Annotated in this window: 18 protein-coding genes; 13 read left to right on the forward strand and 5 right to left on the reverse strand. The window is 72.5% G+C overall.

The features are described from left to right. Positions 1 to 169 precede the first annotated feature (169 nt). The 4 genes from H1A17_RS24540 (at position 170) to H1A17_RS24555 (ending at position 1,892) form a co-directional block, all read left to right on the forward strand. Positions 170 to 412: a hypothetical protein gene (locus H1A17_RS24540; protein ID WP_194822993.1), complete on the forward strand. Its 243-nt coding sequence runs from the start codon at positions 170 to 172 to the stop codon at positions 410 to 412. A 76-nt stretch (positions 413 to 488) separates the two neighbouring features. Beyond that, entirely contained in the window at positions 489 to 911 is a 423-nt protein-coding gene (locus H1A17_RS24545) for a roadblock/LC7 domain-containing protein (RefSeq protein ID WP_145920836.1), read from the forward strand. 5 nt (positions 912 to 916) lie between these two features. Beyond that, a complete protein-coding gene (locus H1A17_RS24550) occupies positions 917 to 1,303 on the forward strand; it encodes a DUF742 domain-containing protein (RefSeq protein WP_145920835.1) in 387 nt (128 codons plus the stop codon). Next, positions 1,284 to 1,892 carry an ATP/GTP-binding protein gene (locus H1A17_RS24555; RefSeq protein WP_145920834.1) on the forward strand — a complete coding sequence of 203 codons (609 nt, stop codon included), beginning with the start codon at positions 1,284 to 1,286 and terminating at the stop codon, positions 1,890 to 1,892. Before H1A17_RS24550 ends, H1A17_RS24555 begins: the two co-directional genes overlap by 20 nt. A 75-nt stretch (positions 1,893 to 1,967) precedes the next feature. Here the strand turns inward: H1A17_RS24555 and H1A17_RS24560 are convergent, their stop codons facing one another. Then, entirely contained in the window at positions 1,968 to 4,850 is a 2,883-nt protein-coding gene (locus H1A17_RS24560) for an aconitate hydratase (RefSeq protein WP_194822994.1), read from the reverse strand. Positions 4,851 to 5,012: 162 nt separating this feature from the next. Here H1A17_RS24560 and H1A17_RS24565 point away from each other — a divergent pair, with 162 nt between their 5' ends. The 4 genes from H1A17_RS24565 to H1A17_RS24580 all read left to right on the forward strand — a co-directional run bounded on the left by H1A17_RS24565 (position 5,013) and on the right by H1A17_RS24580 (position 7,137). Next, on the forward strand, positions 5,013 to 5,405 hold the full coding sequence (locus H1A17_RS24565; RefSeq protein ID WP_145920832.1) for a VOC family protein: 393 nt from the start codon (positions 5,013 to 5,015) through the stop codon (positions 5,403 to 5,405). Positions 5,406 to 5,442: 37 nt separating this feature from the next. After that, positions 5,443 to 5,877, forward strand: a complete 435-nt coding sequence (locus tag H1A17_RS24570) for a VOC family protein (RefSeq protein WP_145920831.1) — start codon at positions 5,443 to 5,445, stop codon at positions 5,875 to 5,877. A gap of 33 nt (positions 5,878 to 5,910) precedes the next feature. Next, a complete protein-coding gene (locus H1A17_RS24575) occupies positions 5,911 to 6,396 on the forward strand; it encodes a YcxB family protein (RefSeq protein ID WP_194822995.1) in 486 nt (161 codons plus the stop codon). Between the two features lie 84 nt (positions 6,397 to 6,480). Next, the gene (locus tag H1A17_RS24580) at positions 6,481 to 7,137 is read left to right on the forward strand and encodes a DedA family protein (RefSeq protein ID WP_145920829.1); all 657 of its coding nucleotides are present in this window, start codon (positions 6,481 to 6,483) and stop codon (positions 7,135 to 7,137) included. 67 nt (positions 7,138 to 7,204) lie between these two features. Here H1A17_RS24580 and H1A17_RS24585 read toward each other — a convergent pair whose 3' ends face one another. The 3 genes from H1A17_RS24585 to H1A17_RS24595 form a co-directional block, all read right to left on the reverse strand. Next, a complete protein-coding gene (locus H1A17_RS24585) occupies positions 7,205 to 7,861 on the reverse strand; it encodes a C39 family peptidase (protein ID WP_088645640.1) in 657 nt (218 codons plus the stop codon). 360 nt (positions 7,862 to 8,221) lie between these two features. Next, complete coding sequence (locus H1A17_RS24590; protein ID WP_145920828.1) at positions 8,222 to 8,947, reverse strand: alpha/beta hydrolase; 726 nt, start codon at positions 8,945 to 8,947, stop codon at positions 8,222 to 8,224. Between the two features lie 95 nt (positions 8,948 to 9,042). Further along, entirely contained in the window at positions 9,043 to 9,225 is a 183-nt protein-coding gene (locus H1A17_RS24595) for a hypothetical protein (RefSeq protein WP_145920827.1), read from the reverse strand. Between the two features lie 19 nt (positions 9,226 to 9,244). Here H1A17_RS24595 and H1A17_RS24600 point away from each other — a divergent pair, with 19 nt between their 5' ends. The 5 genes from H1A17_RS24600 to pulA all read left to right on the forward strand — a co-directional run bounded on the left by H1A17_RS24600 (position 9,245) and on the right by pulA (position 17,726). Beyond that, the gene (locus H1A17_RS24600) at positions 9,245 to 9,919 is read left to right on the forward strand and encodes a hypothetical protein (protein WP_145920826.1); all 675 of its coding nucleotides are present in this window, start codon (positions 9,245 to 9,247) and stop codon (positions 9,917 to 9,919) included. 37 nt (positions 9,920 to 9,956) lie between these two features. Next, positions 9,957 to 10,346 (forward strand): hypothetical protein, encoded by a 390-nt coding sequence (locus H1A17_RS24605; protein ID WP_145920825.1) that lies wholly within the window; start codon positions 9,957 to 9,959, stop codon positions 10,344 to 10,346. Positions 10,347 to 10,434: 88 nt separating this feature from the next. Then, positions 10,435 to 11,199 carry a hypothetical protein gene (locus H1A17_RS24610; RefSeq protein ID WP_145920824.1) on the forward strand — a complete coding sequence of 255 codons (765 nt, stop codon included), beginning with the start codon at positions 10,435 to 10,437 and terminating at the stop codon, positions 11,197 to 11,199. Between the two features lie 174 nt (positions 11,200 to 11,373). Then, positions 11,374 to 12,075: a cellulose-binding protein gene (locus H1A17_RS24615; protein ID WP_309236850.1), complete on the forward strand. Its 702-nt coding sequence runs from the start codon at positions 11,374 to 11,376 to the stop codon at positions 12,073 to 12,075. A gap of 155 nt (positions 12,076 to 12,230) precedes the next feature. After that, positions 12,231 to 17,726 (forward strand): pullulanase-type alpha-1,6-glucosidase, encoded by a 5,496-nt coding sequence (pulA, locus tag H1A17_RS24620; RefSeq protein WP_145920822.1) that lies wholly within the window; start codon positions 12,231 to 12,233, stop codon positions 17,724 to 17,726. A gap of 101 nt (positions 17,727 to 17,827) precedes the next feature. On the opposite strand, the gene H1A17_RS24625 is transcribed toward pulA, so the two are convergent. Continuing rightward, positions 17,828 to 19,507, reverse strand: a complete 1,680-nt coding sequence (locus H1A17_RS24625; RefSeq protein ID WP_145920821.1) for a hypothetical protein — start codon at positions 19,505 to 19,507, stop codon at positions 17,828 to 17,830. Between the last annotated feature and the right edge of the window lie 195 nt (positions 19,508 to 19,702).

The raw sequence follows: 19,702 nt of genomic DNA on the forward strand, positions 1-19,702 counted from the left end.
GTGTGCTCTTCCGATCTGCCCCGGACCGGCCCCGACGGCTGCCGGGCCGGTCGACGCCGGGCCGGTCACGGACCGGTCGGGCGGGCCCGACCCGGCCGACCGGCCGACCGGGGACGGGCGGACGGCGGACGATGGCGTCGACCCGCCGTCGCCTACTGTGGAAGGGCCGGTGACCGACGCGGGCCTGCCGGTGCGGGTGCGCCAGGCGAACCTGGCACCCGAGCTGCGGGCTTCCCCGAACGCCGGGGAGACCGGGGCCGTAGGCCCTCCGCGGCGCGCCCCCGAGCAGGTACGCCAACTGATGAGCGCCTACCAGTCGGGCACCCGACGCGGTCGCAGCGACGCGGCCCGGCTGCTGGAGGGCACCCGCGCCGGCGAGCGGCCGGACGACGCGGACAACCCGGCGGGCTGACGGCGTCGCGACGGATGCGACACCGCCGACGGGACGGCAACGAGCACGGCGCACGCGCCGGGGAAGAGGACGACGAGTGGGGCAGACGACGGCATCCGGTGCCGACCTGACGTGGTTGCTTGACGATCTGGTCGGCCGGGTCAAGCAGGCCGAGCACGCCGTCGCGCTCTCCACGGACGGCCTGCTGATGGCCGCGTCCGAGGGGATGGGGCGGGACGACGGCGAACACCTCGCCGCGATGGCCGCCGGCATCCAGAGCCTGGCCCGGGGCGCCGGGAAACGGTTCGGCGGCGGGCAGGTCCAGCAGACCATCATCGAGATGGAGTCCTCGTTCCTGTTCGTCACGGCGGCCGGGCCGAACGCGTGCCTGGCGGTGCTGGCCGGCACGGACGCCGACGTCGGCCTGATCGCGTACGAGATGGCGATGCTTGTCGCCCGGGTGGGCAAGTACGTGGCGTCCCCGGCCCGGGGCGTCGATCAGCCGTCCGGCGGGAACTGACCGCGATGGCCGGTGACGGCGACCCCACGGACGAACAGTGGGTCGACGACCACGCGGGCCCGGTGGTCCGCCCGTACGCGGTCACCCGGGGTAGGGCCCGCCCGGTGACCGGCTCGTTCGACCTGATCTCGCTGGTCACGGCGACCCGGACGAACGCGGTCGAGGAGGCCGGGCTGGGCCCGGAACACGTGGCGATCGTGGCGCTGACCCAACGCATGCAGTCGGTGGCCGAGATCGCCGCCCGACTGGACCTGCCGGTGGGCACCGTACGGGTGCTCCTCGGTGACCTGGTGGCGCGGGACCTGGTCCGGGTACAGGAACCCCGGGAGCCGGCCGGTGTCAACGACGAGAGCATCTACGAGGCGGTGATCAATGGACTACGGGCACTCTGAACGTCCGGCGGGGGCGCGGGTGCTGCCCACCGCGCTCAAGGTTCTGGTGGCGGGCGGTTTCGGGGCCGGCAAGACGACCCTGGTCGGGGCGGTCAGCGAGAGCCGTCCGCTGCGGACCGAGGAGGTGCTGACCGAGACCGGCATCGGCGTCGACGACCTGTCCGGTGTGGAACGCAAGAGCACCACCACGGTGGCGATGGACTTCGGCCGGATCACCATCAGCAACGACCTGGTGCTCTACGTCTTCGGCACCCCGGGGCAGGACCGGTTCTGGTTCCTGTGGGACGAGCTGGCGGTGGGGGCGCTCGGCGCGGTGGTGCTGGCCGACACCCGGCGGTTGGCCGACTGCTTCCCGTCCATCGACTACTTCGAGGGTCGGGGCACCCCGTTCGTGGTGGCGGTGAACTGCTTCGAGGGCGCCCGCCGGTTCGGCCTCGACGAGATCCGCGCGGCGCTGGACCTGGACCCGGAGGTGCCGTTGCTGCTCTGCGACGCCCGGCAGCGGGAGTCCGGCCGCAGCGTGCTGATCACCCTGCTGGAGCACGCGATGAAGACCCGCGAGACCCGCCGCCGGGCGACCGGCGGCTGACCGCGACCGCACCGCGCGCCGACGCGACGGGCCCCCTCCGCGAGCGGAGGGGGCCCGTGTCGTCCGTGCCGGACGTCAGCTGGCGATCATGCGGCGCAGCACGTACTGGAGGATGCCGCCGTGGCGGTAGTAGTCCGCCTCGCCGGGGGTGTCGATCCGGACCACCGCGTCGAACTCGACGCCGGTGTCGGTGCTGACCCGCACCGTACGCGGGGTGTCGCCGTCGTTGAGCGCGGTCACCCCGGTGATGGAGAAGGTCTCCGTGCCGGTGAGACCGAGCGACTCGGCGGTGGTGTCCACCGGGAACTGCAACGGCAGCACACCCATCCCGATCAGGTTGGACCGGTGGATGCGCTCGTAGGACTCGGCGATGACCGCCCGGACGCCGAGCAGCATGGTGCCCTTGGCCGCCCAGTCCCGCGACGAGCCGGAGCCGTACTCCTTGCCGGCCAGGATGACCAGCGGCACGCCGGCGGCCTGGTAGGCGGTGGAGGCGTCGTAGATGGTGGTCTGCTCGCCGGTGAGGTGGTTGACGGTGAAGCCGCCTTCAGGGAGCGCAGCTCCCGCATCGGAACCGGCGCCGGGGAGCCGTAGCTGGTTACGCAGCCGGATGTTGGCGAAGGTGCCCCGGATCATCACCTCGTGGTTGCCCCGGCGGGAGCCGTACGAGTTGAACTCGTGGCGCGGCACGCCGTGCTCGGCGAGGTACCGGCCGGCGGGGGAGTCGGCCTTGATCGCGCCGGCCGGGGAGATGTGGTCGGTGGTGACCGAGTCGCCCAGCTTGGCCAGCACCCGGGCGTCGGTGATGTCGACGACGGGGGTCGGCTCCTGCTGCATCCCCTCGAAGTACGGGGGCTTGCGCACGTAGGTGGAGTCGTCGGCCCAGGCGAAGGTGTCGCCGGTCGGGGTGGGCAGCGACTGCCAGCGCTCGTCACCGGCGAACACGTCGGCGTACGCGGCGCTGAACCCGGTCGCGCCGATCGCCTGGGCGATGACGTCCTGGATCTCGGCGGTGTTGGGCCAGATGTCGCGCAGGTACACCGGGTTGCCCCCGGTGTCCTCGCCGAGCGGTTCGTTGGCCAGGTCGATGTCCATCGTGCCGGCGAGCGCGTACGCCACCACCAGCGGCGGGGACGCCAGGTAGTTCATCTTGACGTCCGGGTTGATCCGGCCCTCGAAGTTCCGGTTGCCGGACAGCACCGACACCACCGACAGGTCGTGCTCGTTGACGGCGGCGGACACCTCCTCGGGCAGCGGACCGGAGTTGCCGATGCAGGTGGTGCAGCCGTAGCCGACCAGGTTGAAACCGAGCTTGTCGAGGTACGGCGTCAGGCCGGCCCGCTCGTAGTAGTCCATGACGACCTTGGAGCCGGGCGCCAGGGTGGTCTTGACCCACGGCTTGCGGGACAGGCCCTTGTCGACGGCGTTGCGGGCCAGCAGGGCGGCCCCGATCATCACCTGCGGGTTGGAGGTGTTGGTGCAGGAGGTGATCGCGGCGATCACCACCGCGCCGTGGTCCAGCTCGTACTCCACGCCGTCGCTGCCGGTGACCCGGACCGGGTTGCTGGCCCGGCCACCGGCGCCGACGGCGGCGGTCTCCAGGTCGCGCGGCTCGTCGGCGGGGTCGCTGAAGTCGTTGGCCGGCGGGTCGCTGGCCGGGAACGACTCGGCGCTGGCCTCGTCGGCCGGGCCGTTCGCGCCCCGGGGCAGCTGTTCGCGGGCGACCCCGGGCTTGAGGTCACGCTCAACGGCGGAGTCGTCGGCGACGTAGTCGGTCAGCGCCGAGCGGAACAGCGTCTTGGCGGCCCCGAGCGGCACCCGGTCCTGCGGGCGCTTCGGCCCGGCCAGGGACGGCTCGATGGTGCCCAGGTCCAGCTCCAGGCGCTCGGAGTAGTCCGGCTCACGCTCCGGGTCGTGCCAGAGCCCCTGCTCCTTGGCGTACGCCTCGACCAGCGCCACCTGGGCCGCGTCGCGGCCGGTCAGCTCCAGGTAGCGGACGGTCTCGGCGTCGATCGGGAAGATCGCGACGGTGGAGCCGTACTCGGGGGACATGTTGCCGATGGTGGCCCGGTTGGCCAGCGGCACGGCGCTGACGCCGGGGCCGTAGAACTCGACGAACTTGCCGACGACGCCGTGCTTGCGCAGCATCTCGGTGATGGTGAGCACCAGGTCGGTGGCGGTGGTGCCGGCCGGCATCTCGCCTGCGAGCTTGAAGCCGACGACCCGGGGGATGAGCATGCTGACCGGCTGGCCGAGCATCGCGGCCTCGGCCTCGATGCCGCCGACGCCCCAGCCCAGCACGCCCAGGCCGTTGACCATGGTGGTGTGCGAGTCGGTGCCGACGACGGTGTCCGGGTACGCCTGGCCGTTGCGCTCCATGATCGTCCGGGCCAGGTACTCGATGTTGACCTGGTGCACGATGCCGGTGCCGGGCGGGACGACCTTGAACTCGTTGAACGCGGTCTGGCCCCAGCGCAGGAACTGGTAGCGCTCCCTGTTGCGCTCGTACTCCAGTTCGACGTTGCGGGCGAAGGCGTCTTCGCGGCCGAACAGGTCGGCGATGACCGAGTGGTCGATGACCAGCTCGGCCGGTGCGAGGGGGTTGACCTTGGTGGCGTCGCCGCCGAGGTCGCGGACCGCCTCGCGCATGGTGGCCAGGTCGACCACGCAGGGTACGCCGGTGAAGTCCTGCATCAGCACCCGCGCCGGGGTGAACTGGATCTCCACGCTCGGGTCGGCGGTGGGGTCCCAGGAGCCGAGCTGGGAGATGTGGTCGGCGGTGATGTTCGCGCCGTCCTCGGTCCGCAGCAGGTTCTCCAGCAGGATCTTCAAGCTGTAGGGCAGTCTGTCGTGCCCCGGCACCTGGTTGATCCTGAAAATCTCGTAGCTCGCGTCTCCGACGCGTAGCTGGGTCTTCGCACCGAAGGTGTCGAGGCTCGCCACGTCGTACTCCTTCACACCAGCGACCGTGAGTAGTCCTGAGCAGTCTGTCGCACCGGGCGGAACGTCGCCCAGGTTAGGTAACACTTACTGCCGATTCGTCGTCTTCCAACAAAACCGTACGTCCGTCTTGCTATCGACGCAACCTCGTGCCAGGGTTCGGGACGAGGAGGTGCCACCATGATCCATCATGTGCTGCTCGCCTGCCCGCCCGGTACCGAGGCGTCCTCCCGGGCCTTCTACGTGGGCATCCTCGGCCTGACCGAGAAACCCAAACCCCCGGCCCTCGCCGCCCGTGGCGGCTGCTGGTTCACCGGGTACGACGCCGAACTGCACCTCGGTGTCGAGATCGACTTCCGGCCCGCCCGCAAGGCGCACCCCGCCCTGCTGCGCCCCGACCTCGACGCGCTCGCCGACCGGTTGGCCCGCGCCGGGCATCCGGTCACCTGGGGTGACGACGACGAGCTGCCCGGGATGCGCCGCTTCCACACCGCCGACCCGCACGGCAACCGGCTGGAGTTCGTCGCCCCGCTGCCCGACCGGACGGCACCGCCGGCGGGCCCCGATCGCTGAGCGCCGTCGTGTCGGACCCGGCCGCTACGGTGTGCCGATGGCGTCGGTCAAGCAGGTCCAGGTCACCGTCGACTGCGCGGAGCCCGAGCGGGTCGCCCGCTTCTGGTGCGAGGTGCTCGGCTACGTCGTGCCCCCACCCCCGCCGGGGTTCGCCGACTGGGGCGAGTTCGACAGGTCCCTGCCGCCCGAGCGTCAGGGCTCCGCGTTCGCCTGCGTCGACCCGTCCGGCGCGGGCCCGCGACTGTTCTTCCAGCGCGTGCCCGAGGGCAAGGTGGTCAAGAACCGGCTGCACCTCGACGTACGGGTCGGCACCGGGCTGGTCGGCGAGCAGCGGGTGGCCGCGCTGGAGGCGGAGTGCGCCCGGCTGGTCGCCCTCGGCGCGACCCGGGTACGCCTGCTGCCCGCCGCCGGCCACGACGAGTCGTGCCTGGTGATGCAGGACGTCGAGGGCAACGAGTTCTGCCTCGACTGATCGCCCGGCCGCGCGCCGCACTATCGTTTCCGCGTGCACATCCGTTTCGACGTCCCCGCCGACCCCGCCTACCCGGGCCGGGTGGCCGCCGCGCTCAGCAGCGTCCGGCTGCGCCGGTTCACCCTCATCGGCGTGGCGCTGGCGACGGCCGGAGCGGCCGGCCTGCTCGTCTCCCGGGGCGGTCGGCTCTCGTCACTGTGGCTGGTGCTGCTCGTGGGCGGGCTGCTGTCGACGCTCTACGCGCCGTGGGTGCGCTGGCGGGCCCGACGCCGCTCCGACGACTACGCGGTCGAGGGCGGCTACGACATCACCGACGACAACATCATGATGCGCAGCGGCTCGGAGTCCGGCGGCATCGCCTGGGACGGGGTGGCGCAGGTGCGGGAGGCCGGCGACTTCTGGATCGTGTACGTCGGCCGGATGCCGGCGACGGTGATCCCCCGCTGGCTGATGTCCCCCGGGGACGCCGCGACGTTGCACGCCTTCATGACCGACCGGGGCCTGCTCGCACCCCGCTGACCGCACCGTACCGCCTTCCCGGGGGGCCCGCCCGGCCCGTTCGGCGCGGGTAGGGTTCGAGGTCGGGTCGGAAGGGGTGCCGCAGTGGTCGACGTTCAGCACTGGCTCGTAGCGCTTCCCCCGGGGGTGGTCTACCTGATCGTCGCCGGGGTGATCGGCGTCGAGAGCATGGGTGTCCCGTTGCCGGGCGAGATCGTGCTGGTCAGCTCCGCCCTGCTGGCCGCCACCGGGGTGGTCGAGCCGCACTGGGTCGCCACCGCGGCGGCGTTCGGCGCGATCGTCGGCGACTCCGTCGGCTACGCGGTCGGTCGCCGGGGTGGTCGTCCGCTGCTGGCCCGGCTGGGGCGGCGCTTCCCGAAACATCTGGGGCCCGCACAGCTCGCCCGCGCCGAGCAGAGCTTCGCCCGGCACGGCGTCTGGGCGGTGTTCTTCGGCCGGTTCGTCGCCCTGCTGCGCATCCTGGCCGGGCCGCTGGCCGGCGCGCTGCACGTGCCGTACCGGCGGTTCCTGGTGGCCAACGCGGCCGGCGGCCTGGTCTGGGCCTTCGGCACGACCTACCTGCTCTACACCCTGGGCCGGGCGGCCGAGCACTGGCTCAAGGACATCTCCTGGGCCGGCCTGGTCCTGGCCGTGCTCGGCGGGGTGGCCAGCACCTGGTGGCTGCGCCGCCGCGCCCGCCGGCTGGAGTCGACGACCACCACCGACGGGGCCGAACCGGTGGCGGCCGGCACCGACCGCTGACCCACGCACGGGTACCGACGACGAACGGGCCGCCCCCGTGGTGGGGGCGGCCCGATCGGTGTCCGGGTCAGGACGAGTAGCCGCGGGTGGCGATCCAGTCGGCGAGGTTGTCCACGCTCATCCGGTAGGACGCGGTGTCCGGGTTGGCCGAGTCGGCGATGGTCACGGTCTTCCCACCGTCGCGGTAGCCGATGACGCTGATGTAGTGGCCACCCTCGAAGGAGTGGGCGTTGCCGTCGGTGTCCACGGCGGTGCCGGCGATGTTGGCCACCACGGCCCGGCCGTCGTCGACGGTACGCACGATGTCGGCGCGCAGTTCGTCGGTCTGCTTGTCGTCGGCCTTGGCGCTGCGGATCTCGGTGCTCTCGTACGCCTTGCGGCCGGTCTCCTTGTTCAGGACGGGGGTGATGTCGTTGATGCTGTCGGTGCCGGCCTCGGTGGTGCGCATCTCCTTGGCCATGGCGTCGACGTCGATCTTCTTGCCCTGGACGGACAGGGCGTTGCGGGTCGCCGCGGGGCCGCAGTAGTAGAAGTTCGGCTGCGCCTGGTAGTCCACCTTCAGCTCACGCTCGCCGGCGGGCCGGCGCTCGGCCTGCACGGCGGCGGGTGCGCCGGTACGGGCCTCGGCGGCGTAGGCGGCGGTCAGCGGGCCGGCGATGGCGCCGGTGGTGAAGGCGAGGCCGGCAGCGGTCAGGGCGGTCTTGCGGATCAGATCGGTACGCATGGTGGCGTGCTCCTCTGCATCGGGGGTGTGGCGGACGCCCACAGGGGGGTGGGGCGTCGCCGGAAGTTCAGGGGGATCGCCCGGCGATCGGGGGGACCTGCTCGGGCGTCCGGGGAGGTGTAACCGACCCGGTGGCGACCGCATTCCACGGTCGGGGTTCCGGGGCCGTCCCCCGGGGGCGGGGGAGTGGCGGTGGTATGCCAGGTACAACGCCCCGGCCCCGGTGGCGATTCCGCCGTGGGGGTGGCCCCGGCCACGGGACGATCGGGCACGAACGGACCTGTCCGGTGCGGAAACCCCGCGCCGAACCGGACATCCGGCCCGGCACCGGACCCGGCGCGGGAGGCGGTCGACCCAGGCTCAGTCGGCGCGGATCAGGTCGACCACCGCGTCCCGGGCGGCCCGGACGGCGTCGCGGGACTGCGCGGTGTGGTCCAGGATGTCGAAGGCGTGCTGACCGTCCGGCACCTCCACCAGGCGCACCGGTCGACCGGTGCGGGCGGCGGTGTCCAGGAACGTGGCGATGCCGGCCAGCAGCCCGGGGAGTTTGTCCCGGCCGGCCCGGGTCAGCACCACCGGTGTCGTCGAGCCCGTGCCGAGGGCGTCGACCGGCAGGAACCGGGGCGGCACCTCCCAGCCGGGCAGCGGGACGAGCAGCGGATAGGTCAACGCGATCCCGCGCACCCAGGCCGGCGCGGCGCGCAGCCAGTCGGCCGAGAACAGGCACCCGCCGGAGAAGAACCAGAGCACCACCCGCTGCGCGTCCACCCGGGGGTCGGCCCGGACGGCCTCGACCAGACCCGCGATCTCGTCGGCGGTGGCGGGCAGCCCGGCCAGGTCGGTCACCCGGTAGCTGACGACGGCGGCGACCAGGCCCTGCTCGGCGAGGAGCGCCCCGTAGCCCCGGTAGAGCAGCCAGTCCCGGGGGTCCGGCGCGCCCGGCGGAAGTGGGGCACCGTGCACGATCACCACGACGGGGTGCGGGCCGTCACCGGTCGGCAGGTGCAGGTCGACCTGGCCGTGCCGCTCCACCGGTGCGGCGGGCGGCGCCAACACGAAGGGTTTCCGCTCGACCTGATCGTCCATGCCGGGAGCCTAGCCGTCCACGGCCCGTCGGACCGCCCGTCGGGACCACCGTGGACACCGCCGCGGCCGACCGGCGGCGGACGGCCCGGGGTCGGTCAGGCCGGGTCGTCGGCGGGCTTCGCGGCCTGGGCGTGCCGCTCCCGCAGCCGGTCCCGGATCTCCTCCGGGGTGTACGCGCGACGCCGCCGTTCGGCCCGGGCGACGACCACCCCGGTCGCGGCGACCCCCGCGAGACCCGCCAGCCCGAGGACCTTCCACCACTGCATCCGTTGCCGCATCGGCCTAGGGTAGACGCCCATGAGCATCAGCCTGGACGAGGCCGTCGACCTGACCCGCACCGGTGACGTCTGGGTGTTCCGGGGGCGCAGCGTGCCGGACCGGGCCATCCAGTTCACCACCAACAGTCCCGTCAACCACGTCGGCATGGCGGTGGTGCTGGACGACATGCCCCCGCTGATGTGGCACGCCGAGCTGGGCCGGTCGCTGCGGGACATGTGGACCGGCACCCACCAGCGGGGGGTGCAGCTGCACGACCTGCGCGACGCGGTCTGCGTCTGGGCCAACCGGTACGGCCAGCGGGCCTGGCTGCGTCAGCTCGAACCGTCGGCGGATCCGACGATGGAGCAGGCGGTGCTGCGGACGGTGGCCCGGCTCGACGGCACCCCGTTCCCGTCCACCGCCCAGTTGGCCTGGCGGTGGGCCCGGGGGCGGGTGCCGCAGCTGCGCCTGCCGCTACCGGGCCGGCGGGACCGGGAAGGCGAGCGGGCCGACCTGCCGGCGGGTGACAGCGCGCTGGAGACCGCGTACTGCGCCGAGGTGGTGGCGGTGACCTACGAGGCGATGGGGCTGCTGCCGCCCGGCCGGCGGCCCAACTGGTACGACCCGGGCCGGTTCTGGAGCGGCGACGACCTGGACCTGGCCGGCGACGCGCGGCTCGGCGCGGAGATCGAGGTGCGTATCCCGCCCCGGTGAGGTTTGCCGGCGGCCGGGGACGGCAATTGGTGTCGCCGTGAGAGCTTCCACCGACCTCGACACGTTGAGCGACTTCTTCGACCGGTACGGGGTGGCGCTCACCACCGGTGACGTGCCCACCATCGCCGGCTGCTACGCCCTGCCGGGGCTGGTGGTCGCCGACACCTACAGCTTCTCGTTCAGCACGATGGCGGCGGTGGCGCTCTCCTTCGTGGGTGCCGCCCCCGACTACCAGGAACGGGAGCTGGTCGCGGCGCACGCGCTGATCGAGGAGGTGGAACCGGTGTCCGCGCTGCTGACCATGGTGGCGGTGCGCTGGGAGTTCCTGGACAGCCAGGGCCGGGCGGTGCCCGGGGAACGCTACCGCTACCTGCTGCGCGGCACCGAGGACGGCCCGGCGATCTGCACCGTCGTCCGGACCGGCTGACCGCCGGGTCGCCCCCGGCCACGCCCCCGGTGATCATCCCTACCGGACGGTCGCTAATCTCTGCGTACAGGGTCGACCGAGGAGGGCCATGCCGGGCACGCGTGGGACGCGGTGGACGTCCCGACTGCCCCAGGCGGTCGCCGCGATGCCCTGGCTGCTCGCCTCGATCGGGGTGATCGTGCTGCTCCTGCTGCTGGTCAAGGCCCTGGTGGCGGTGGTGGGTCACGATCGTTACGCCGAGCACGGTGCCGGGTCACGCAGCGAGGCCGTGATGGTGCCCGGGGCACCGGTGGCGACCGGGTCGGCATCGGCGTCGGCATCGGCGTCGCCCACCCGCACCCGGCGGGCCACCGGCGGCGGGACCGGCGCGACCCCACCGGCGACCGGTCGGACGCCCGCCGCGTCCCGGTCGGCCAGCCCGTCGGCGTCGGCGTCGGTGTCGCCGTCGGCCCTGGCCCTCTCGCCGACACCGGCCACGCTGCTCAACGACGACGCCCCGGGCATCACCTACCGGGGGCGGTGGGCGGTCTCGCGGAACCGGCCGTACGGCGACCACCGCGACGACGTGCACTACACCGTCCACGACGGGGACTCGTTCAGCTTCACCTTCACCGGCACCGGCCTGGACTACATCACCTCGCGCGACCCCGAGTACGGTGACGCCGACGTGTGGGTCGTCGACTCCGGTGGGCGACCGGTGAAGCAGCAGCGGGTGAGCGCGCGGGCGCACCGTTACCAGCCGCAGCAGACCGTGTTCAGCGTGCAGGGGCTGCCGGCCGGGCGGTACACCATCTGGGCGGTCAAACGCGGCGGGGTCTACTTCCAGGTGGACGCGCTGCGGGTGCGCGGCTGACGGGACGAACGAACTGTCCGGTTAGGACAAAGTCCGGACGTTGGGTACTTTCCGACAATCGCCTGAATCGTTACTCTTCTCGGACGGGGCCGACCAGGGAGGGTCATGTCCGGCATGCGTCGCGCGCAACCGCGGGCACACGGAGCGGGTGCGCTGGCGTCGTCGCCATGGGTCGTGGTCGCCACCGGCGTGCTGGTGATGGTGGTGCTCCTGATCGTCGCGTTGGCGTCGTACCGCAGCCGGGGGCCGGCGTTCGAGGCCCGGCCGGCCGATCCGCTGCCGACGTACTCGCTGCCCGGCTCGGGGGCGACCAACCCGGCCCGGGTGGCGGCGAACCTTCCCGAACCGGTGGTCCCCGGGCTGACGCCCCGCCGCACCGATCCGCCCCCGGTCGAGGTGCCCGTGGTGGTCGTGCCGGGCGAGCCGTCGGCCGGGGACGACGTGCCCGTGCCGCCGGCCGGCGGGGTCGTGCCGCCGCCCGGCGACCCGGACGGTGGGCAGCCCCCGGCGACCACGCCCGCGCCACCGCCGCCGGCCGCGCCGCCGTCGTCGCCGGTGACCGGCCGGTTCAGCGTGCGGGACAGTTGGAACAACGAGGCGTTCATCGGTGAGGTGCTGCTCTACAACCGCGACCGGGTGTCCCGGCCGTGGACGGTCCGGTTGGTGCCGCCGCCGGGCAGCCGGCTGGTCACCTCGTGGGTCGAGGGCGCCCCGCAGGGCACTCCCCGGATGTCCGGCGGGGTGTTCACGTACACCAGCGGGGTGAACGTCGGGCCCGGCACGTCGGTGCCGTTGCGGTTCCACTTCGAGAACACCGGCGGCAGCATCCGGCCGTCGCGGTGCACGGTCGACGGGGTGCCCTGCTCCGGTCTCTGACCCACCGGTCGGGTCCTCGGCCGCCGTCCGGACCACCTGTCGGTGCTGCGTTCTGCAAGGTTGCTGCCGTATTGCAGCTTCGTTTGCAAGGTATTGCAGAATGTTTCGGCAAGGGCTAGCGTGCGGGCGAATCAGCGACCATAGGAAGGCCGTCGATGAAACCCCCGCTGCCGCGCAAGGCGCTGCTCGCCCTGGTCTCCACCCTCACCCTCGCTCTCGTCGGCGTCCCGGTCGCCGTCCGTCAACTCGGCGCCGACGCCACCGACCGGCCGTCCACCATCGACGCCCTCGCCGCGGCCGGCGCCGCCCAGTGGGACGCCGAACCCGCCACCGGGGCGCTGCTCGACGCCGGCACCGGTAAGGGGCGCGCCGAACAGTTCTACTTCGTCCTCCCGGACCGGTTCGCCAACGGCGACCGCCGCAACGACACCGGCGGCCTGACCGGGGACCGGCTGCGCACCGGCCTCGACCCCACCGACAAGGGCTTCTACCACGGCGGCGACCTCAAGGGCGTCATCGACAAGCTCGACTACATCCAGGGCCTCGGCACCACCGCCATCTGGCTGGCGCCGGTGTTCAAGAACCGTCCCGTGCAGGGCAGCGGCGCGGACGTCTCCGCCGGCTACCACGGTTACTGGATCACCGACTTCACCCAGGTCGACCCGCACTTCGGCAGCAACGAGGAGATGAAGCGGCTGGTGAAGCTGGCCCACCAGCGGGGCATCAGGGTCTACCTCGACGTCATCGTCAACCACACCGCCGACGTCATCAGATACGCCGAGGACAGGTACGCCTACGTCGACAAGAAGACCGCGCCGTACACCGACGCGCAGGGGCGGGAGTTCGAGGACCGCAACTACGCCGACGGCGCCCGGGACTTCCCGACGGTGAACCGGGACTCCGGGGCGTACACGCCGACCTTCGCCACCCCGGCCGACGCCCGGGTCAAGGTGCCGGCCTGGCTCAACGACCCGACGATGTACCACAACCGGGGCGACTCCACCTTCTCCGGCGAGAACAGCGAGTACGGCGACTTCTACGGCCTCGACGACCTGTGGACCGAGCGGCCCGAGGTGGTCCGGGGCCTGACCAAGGCGTACGGCGACTGGATCGCCAGCACCGACGTCGACGGGTTCCGGCTGGACACCGTCAAGCACGTCAACCTCGACTTCTGGCCGCAGTTCAGCCAGGGCATCAAGCGCGCCGCCGACAAGGCGGGGAAGAAGGACTTCTTCATGTTCGGCGAGGTCTACAGCGCCGACCAGGAGGTCACGTCCACCTACGTGCGGCGCGGCGGGCTGCCGGCCACCCTCGACTTCTCCTTCCAGGAGGCGGCGCGCGGCTACGTCACCGCCGACGGTTCGGCGAAGGCGCTCGCCGACGTCTACGCCAAGGATTCGCTGTACGCCGCGCGGGACACCGACGCCAGCCGGCTGACCACCTTCCTCGGCAACCACGACATGGGCCGGATCGGCTCGTTCATCGCCGCCGCCGGTGGGGACGACGCCCGGCAACTCCAGCGGGACCGGCTCGCCCACCAGCTGATGTTCCTCACCCGGGGGCAGCCGGTCGTCTACTCCGGCGACGAGCAGGGCTTCACCGGCCCCGGCGGGGACAAGGACGCCCGGCAGGACATGTTCGCCACCCGCACGGCGGAGTACCTCGACGACGACCTGATCGGCACCACCCGCACCCACGCCAGCGACCGGTACGACACCACCCACCCGCTCTACCGCACCATCGCCGAGCTGGGCCGGCTGCGGGCCGCCCACCCCGGCCTGCGCGACGGCGTGCAGGTCACCCGGTACGCCGCCGACGGGCCCGGCGTCTTCGCCTTCTCCCGGATCTCCCCGGCCGACCGCACCGAGTACCTCGTCGCGGTGAACAACGCCGGCACCCCGCAGACTGTCACCGTGGACACCTGGTCGCCCGGCACCACCTTCACCGGCATCTACGGCGGCACGGCCACCCCGACCGCCGGCACCGACGCAAAGCTGAGCCTGACCGTGCCCGCCGGGGCGGCCGTGGTGCTCCGGGCCGGCCGGCCCGTGCCGCAGCCCACCGCCAGGCCGGCCGTCACCCTCACCGAGCCGGGCACCGACCCGGTCGCCACCCGGGCCGCCGTCACCGCGCAGGTGACAGGCGACCCGCTGGCCACCGTCACCGTCGCCGCCCGGGTCGCGGGTGGCAGGTGGACCCTGCTGGGCAGCGCGCACACCGCGCCGTACACCGTGCACCACGACCTGACCGGGCTCGCCGGGGGCACCCGGGTGGAGTACAAGGCGGTCGTCCGCGACGGGAAGGGCCGCACCGCCGCCACCCGGTCGACCGGGGTGGTCGGTACCCCGGCGCAGGGCGCGTCCCGGGACTGGGTGGTGGTGCACTACCAGCGTCCCGCCGGGGACTACGCCGACTGGGGGCTCTACGCCTGGGGTGACCTCGACCCGGCGTACGTCACGCAGTGGCCCGCCGGGCAGCCGTTCGCCGGGGAGGACTCGTACGGCCGGTTCGCCTGGGTGAAGCTCAAGCCCGGGGCCAAGTCCGTCGGGTTCCTCGTGGTCGACAAGGCGGGCACCAAGGACGTCGCCAACGACCGCACCATCGACGTGACCACCACCGGCGAGGTGTGGGTCAAGCAGGGCGACCCGGCGCTCTATCCCACCCGGCAGGCCGCCACCGGCGAACCCGACCCGCCCGTCGACCCGAACACCGCGATCATCCACTGGCGCAAGGCCGACAACGACTACGCCGGCTGGGGCCTGCACCTGTGGGACGGGGCGGCCACCCCGACCGACTGGTCGAGCCCGCTGCTGCCCGAGCGGATCGATGCCTTCGGCGCGCTGTTCCGGGTGCCGCTGGCGGCCGGCGCGACCGGGCTCAGTTACATCATCCACCGGGGCGACACCAAGGATCAGCCCGACGACCAGCGGCTCGACCTCACCGGGGTCGGCCACGAGGTCTGGCTGCTGGGCGGGGTGCCCGGCCGGCTGCTCCCCGCCACCGCCACCGGGACGGCGAAGGATCTCGACATCACGAAACAGCAGGCGCAGTGGATCGACCGGTCCACCCTCACCTGGGCCGTCGGCCCGACCGACGGCAGGTCGTACGCCCTGGTGGCCGCCCCGGCGGGTGGGCTGGGCGTGGTCGACGGCGAGCTGTCCGGGACGTACACCTCGCTGCCGTTGCGGGCGCAGCGCAACGGGCTCACCGAGGCCCAGCGGGCGGCCTTCCCGCACCTGTGGGCCCACCAGGCGTTCCGGCTCGACCGGGCCGACCTGGCGAAGGTGCCGGCGGCGTTGCGCGGACAGCTCGTGGTGACCGAACGGGACGCCCGGGGCGCGCTGCTGCGCGCGACCGGGGTGCAGATCCCCGGCGTGCTCGACGACGTCTACCGGGCCGCCACCGACGCGACGCTCGGGGTCAGCTTCGCCGGCCGGGTGCCCACCCTCGCGGTCTGGGCACCCACCGCCCGCACGGTCACCCTCGAACTGTCCGACACCCCGGCGGCGTCGCCGCGCACGGTGGCGATGCGCCGCGACGACCGCACCGGCGTCTGGTCGGTACGCGGCAGCCGCGACTGGACCGGCCGGTACTACCGCTACCGGGTGCAGGCATGGCAGCCGGCCGCCCAGAAGATCGTCACCGCGTCGGTCACCGACCCCTACTCGGTGGCGCTCGCGGCGGACTCCACGCACAGCCAGATCGTCGACCTGACCGATCCGGCGCTCGCCCCGGCCGGCTGGTCGGGGCTGCGCAAGCCGGCCGCGCCGCCCGCGTCGAAGGCGCAGATCTCCGAACTGTCGGTGCGCGACTTCTCCATCGCCGACGACACCGTGCCGGCCGCCCGGCGGGGCACCTACCTGGCCTTCACCGACCCGGACACGGCCGGGATGCGGCACCTGAGGGCGCTCGGCGACGCCGGGGTCAACTACCTGCACCTGCTGCCGGTGTTCGACTTCGCCACCATCCCCGAGAAGCGGGCCGACCAGCGGCAGCCCGACTGCGACCTGGCGGCGCTGCCCCCGGACTCCGACCGGCAACAGGCGTGCGTCGCGGCGGTCGCCGACACCGACGGCTACAACTGGGGGTACGACCCGCTGCACTACACCGTCCCCGAGGGCGGCTACGCCGTCGACCCGGACGGGGCGCGGCGGACCGCCGAGTTCCGCCGGATGGTCGCCGGGATCAACGGCGCCGGCCTGCGGGTGGTGCTGGACGTGGTCTACAACCACACCTCCGCCGCCGGCACCGACGCGAAGTCGGTGCTGGACCAGGTGGTGCCCGGCTACTACCACCGGCTGCTCGACGACGGCACCGTCGCCAACTCGACCTGCTGCGCCAACACCGCCCCCGAGCACGCCATGATGGGCAAGCTGGTGGTCGACTCGCTGGTCACCTGGGCCAGGCAGTACAAGGTGGACGGCTTCCGGTTCGACCTGATGGGCCACCACCCGAAGGCGAACATCCTGGCCGTCCGGGCCGCGCTCGACCGGCTGACCCTCGCCCGGGACGGCGTCGACGGAAAGAAGATCCTGCTCTACGGCGAGGGCTGGAACTTCGGCGAGGTCGCCGACGACGCCCGGTTCGTGCAGGCCACCCAGGCCAACATGGCCGGCACCGGGATCGGCACCTTCAACGACCGGCTCCGCGACGCGGTCCGCGGCGGCGGCCCGTTCGACGCCAACCCGCGCGTGCAGGGCTTCGCCTCCGGCCTCTACACCGATCCCAACGGTGACGACGCCAACGGCACCGCCGCCGAGCAGAAGACCCGGCTGCTGCACCAGCAGGACCTGATCAAGGTGGGGTTGACCGGAAACCTGCGCGGCTACCGGTTCACCGACTCCGCCGGCCGGGAGGTCACCGGGGCGCAGGTGGACTACAACGGCTCCCCGGCCGGCTACACCGCCGCCCCGGGCGAGGCGGTCACCTACGTCGACGCGCACGACAACGAGATCCTGTACGACGCGCTGGCGTACAAGCTGCCGACCGGCACCTCGGCGACGGACCGGGCCCGGATGCAGGTGCTGGCCCTGGCGACCACCGCCCTCGGGCAGGGCACCGGGTTCGTGGCGGCCGGCTCCGAGCGGCTGCGGTCGAAGTCGCTGGACCGCAACTCCTACAACTCCGGTGACTGGTTCAACCAGATCCGCTGGGACTGCGCCCGGGGCAACGGGTTCGGTGCCGGGCTGCCACCGGCCGCCGACAACCAGGACAAGTGGCCGTACGCCAAACCGCTGCTCGCCGATCCGGCCCTGGTGCCGGGGTGCGCCGCGATCGACCTGGCCGACGCCCGCTACGCGGAGCTGCTGGAGATCCGGCGGTCCTCGCCGGTGTTCGGGCTGACCACCGCCGAGCAGGTGCAGCAGCGGGTCGCGTTCCCGCTGTCCGGGGCGAAGGAGACCCCGGGGGTGCTCACCATGACCCTCGACGCCCGGGGGCTCGGTGGCCGGTGGACGTCGGTGACCGTGGTCTTCAACGCCACCCCGTCGACGGCGAAGCAGACGGTGGCCGGGCTGCGGGGCACCGACACCACCCTGCACCCGGTGCTGGCCGGCTCGGCCGACCCGGTGCTGCGGACCGCCTCGTTCGACCGGGCGGCGGGCACCTTCACCGTGCCGGCGCGCAGCGTGGCGGTCTTCGTGCGGCGCTGACGCGGGCGACGACCGGCCCCCCTCCGCGTGTCGCGGAGGGGGGCCGGTGCGTGTCCTGCCCGGTGTGCCGCCGTCACCGGCCGCACGTCACCCGAGGGTGCTCAGCCGAAGCAGTTCGGGATGGTGTCGCCCGGGATGGCCAGGCAGTTGGTCGGACGGTTCGCGACGATCGCGGACTTGTCGTCCACGTTCACCACGCCCTCGAAGGTGAACACACCGCCGGGGGCGAGGGTGGCGAAGTTGTTGGCGACCTTCGTCCGGCTGAGGTTGACCTCGCCGAAGATGTTGAAGATGCCGCCGCCGACGCCGATCGGACCGAGGGCCCGGTTGGCGACGACCTCGGACTCGCGCACCGTGGTGACGCTGTCCGCGTTGAACAGCCCGCCGCCGAAGAAGCCGGCGGTGTTCTCCTTGAGGTGGCTCTTCTCGATGGTGACCGCGCTGTCGAACGCGACGGCCACGCCGCCGCCGACGCCCGCGGTGCTGTTCTTGGCCACCGTCGAGTGGTCCACGTTGACCTGGGCGTCCGCCACCGCGAGACCGCCACCGGCGAGCACCGCGGTGTTCGACAGCAGTTCGGTGTAGCGCACGGTGGTGTTGCCGCCGATGTCGAGCACGCCACCGCCGAAGCCGAGCGTCTCGTTGTCGGTGATCTTGGACTTCTCGATCAGGACGGTGCCGCCGTCGACGTCCTCGGTGAAGATCTCCGCGGCGCCGTTGGAGACACCGCCACCACCGACGATGGCGGTGTTGTCGGTGATCGTGGACTCGTCGACCTGGAGCAGGCCGGCGTTGAAGATGCCCCCGCCGAAGAAGAAGGCGGTGTTGTGGGCGACCTCGGTGTGCCGCAGCGACGTGGTGCCGAAGTTGGCCAGCCCGCCGCCGTTGCCGCCGGACTGGTTCAGCACGACCGAGGTGTCGAACAGGTTGGCGGTGCCACCCGGCTGCACCAGGATTCCGGCGCCGTCGTTGACGCCCGGCTCCTCGACCAGCGTGGTGACCGTCCCCGGCTTGGCCTTCGCCTTCGGCGCGGCCTGCACCGCGGCCTTGCGGGCGGCCTTCGGCGCGGCCTTCAGGCCGGCCTTCGGGTTCGCCTTGCGGGCGGCGAGCGCCTGGGCCAGCGGGGTGCCGGCCGTGACCTGGGCGGCGATCGCCTGGGAGTCCGAGTAGGCCCCCCACACCGCTGCCGGGGCGACCGGCTGCAACGCCTCGATGGTCTGCCCACCCTTGATGGTCAGGCCCTTGAGGCTCAGGTGACCGCCGGGACCCACGTTGAGGATCCGGAAGTAGTCGGCGGTGGCGTCCCGGGTGATAGTGGTGTGCTCACCCCGCAGGGTGATGTCCTGGGTGATCACCGGCAGGCCGTTGCCGTCCTGGTTGCGGGTCAGGTTGTAGGTGCAGCCCTTGGCCAGGTCCAGCACACCGCCGTCGCGGCTGTTGGCGAAGACGATGGCCTGGATGAGCCGGTCGGTGTCGCAGGGCACCTCCTTCCCCCGCTCGCGGTCCTTACCGTCGCGGTCGTCCTTGCCGCCACGGTCCGGACCCTCGTCGCCACGACCCTCGTCGCCGCGGCCCTGATCGCCGTCCTTGGTGACCTGCTGAGTGGTGTTCCACTTCAGTCCGCTCACCCCGACCGCCCCGGCGCTGCCGGCGACACCCACCGCGGCGAGACTGACCACACCTGTCAACCCGGCGACGCCACTGGCGAGCCAGAGCTTGCGACGGCTCCTGCTCCCCGTCGCCCGCGCGGAGGCTTCGTTGTTCGTTAGGTAGTTGGACATCGGAGCTCTCTGCCCTCTCCTCGTACCAGACAGGGTCGCCGCGCCTGAGCGGACGTCCCCTGCTACAAATCGGTTGTAGCTCCCGAAACCCACGGTATGAGAAGGTTCCTCGCTATGAGGTCAAACCCGAAGAAAGCCCGCCTTATTTACACGTTCCGGCGGTCGGTGACCCTGGGGACGAGCAGGCCCTCCGTG

The organism is Micromonospora sp. S-DT3-3-22 (genome assembly GCF_015354745.1).
Taxonomy (GTDB): domain Bacteria; phylum Actinomycetota; class Actinomycetes; order Mycobacteriales; family Micromonosporaceae; genus Micromonospora; species Micromonospora wenchangensis.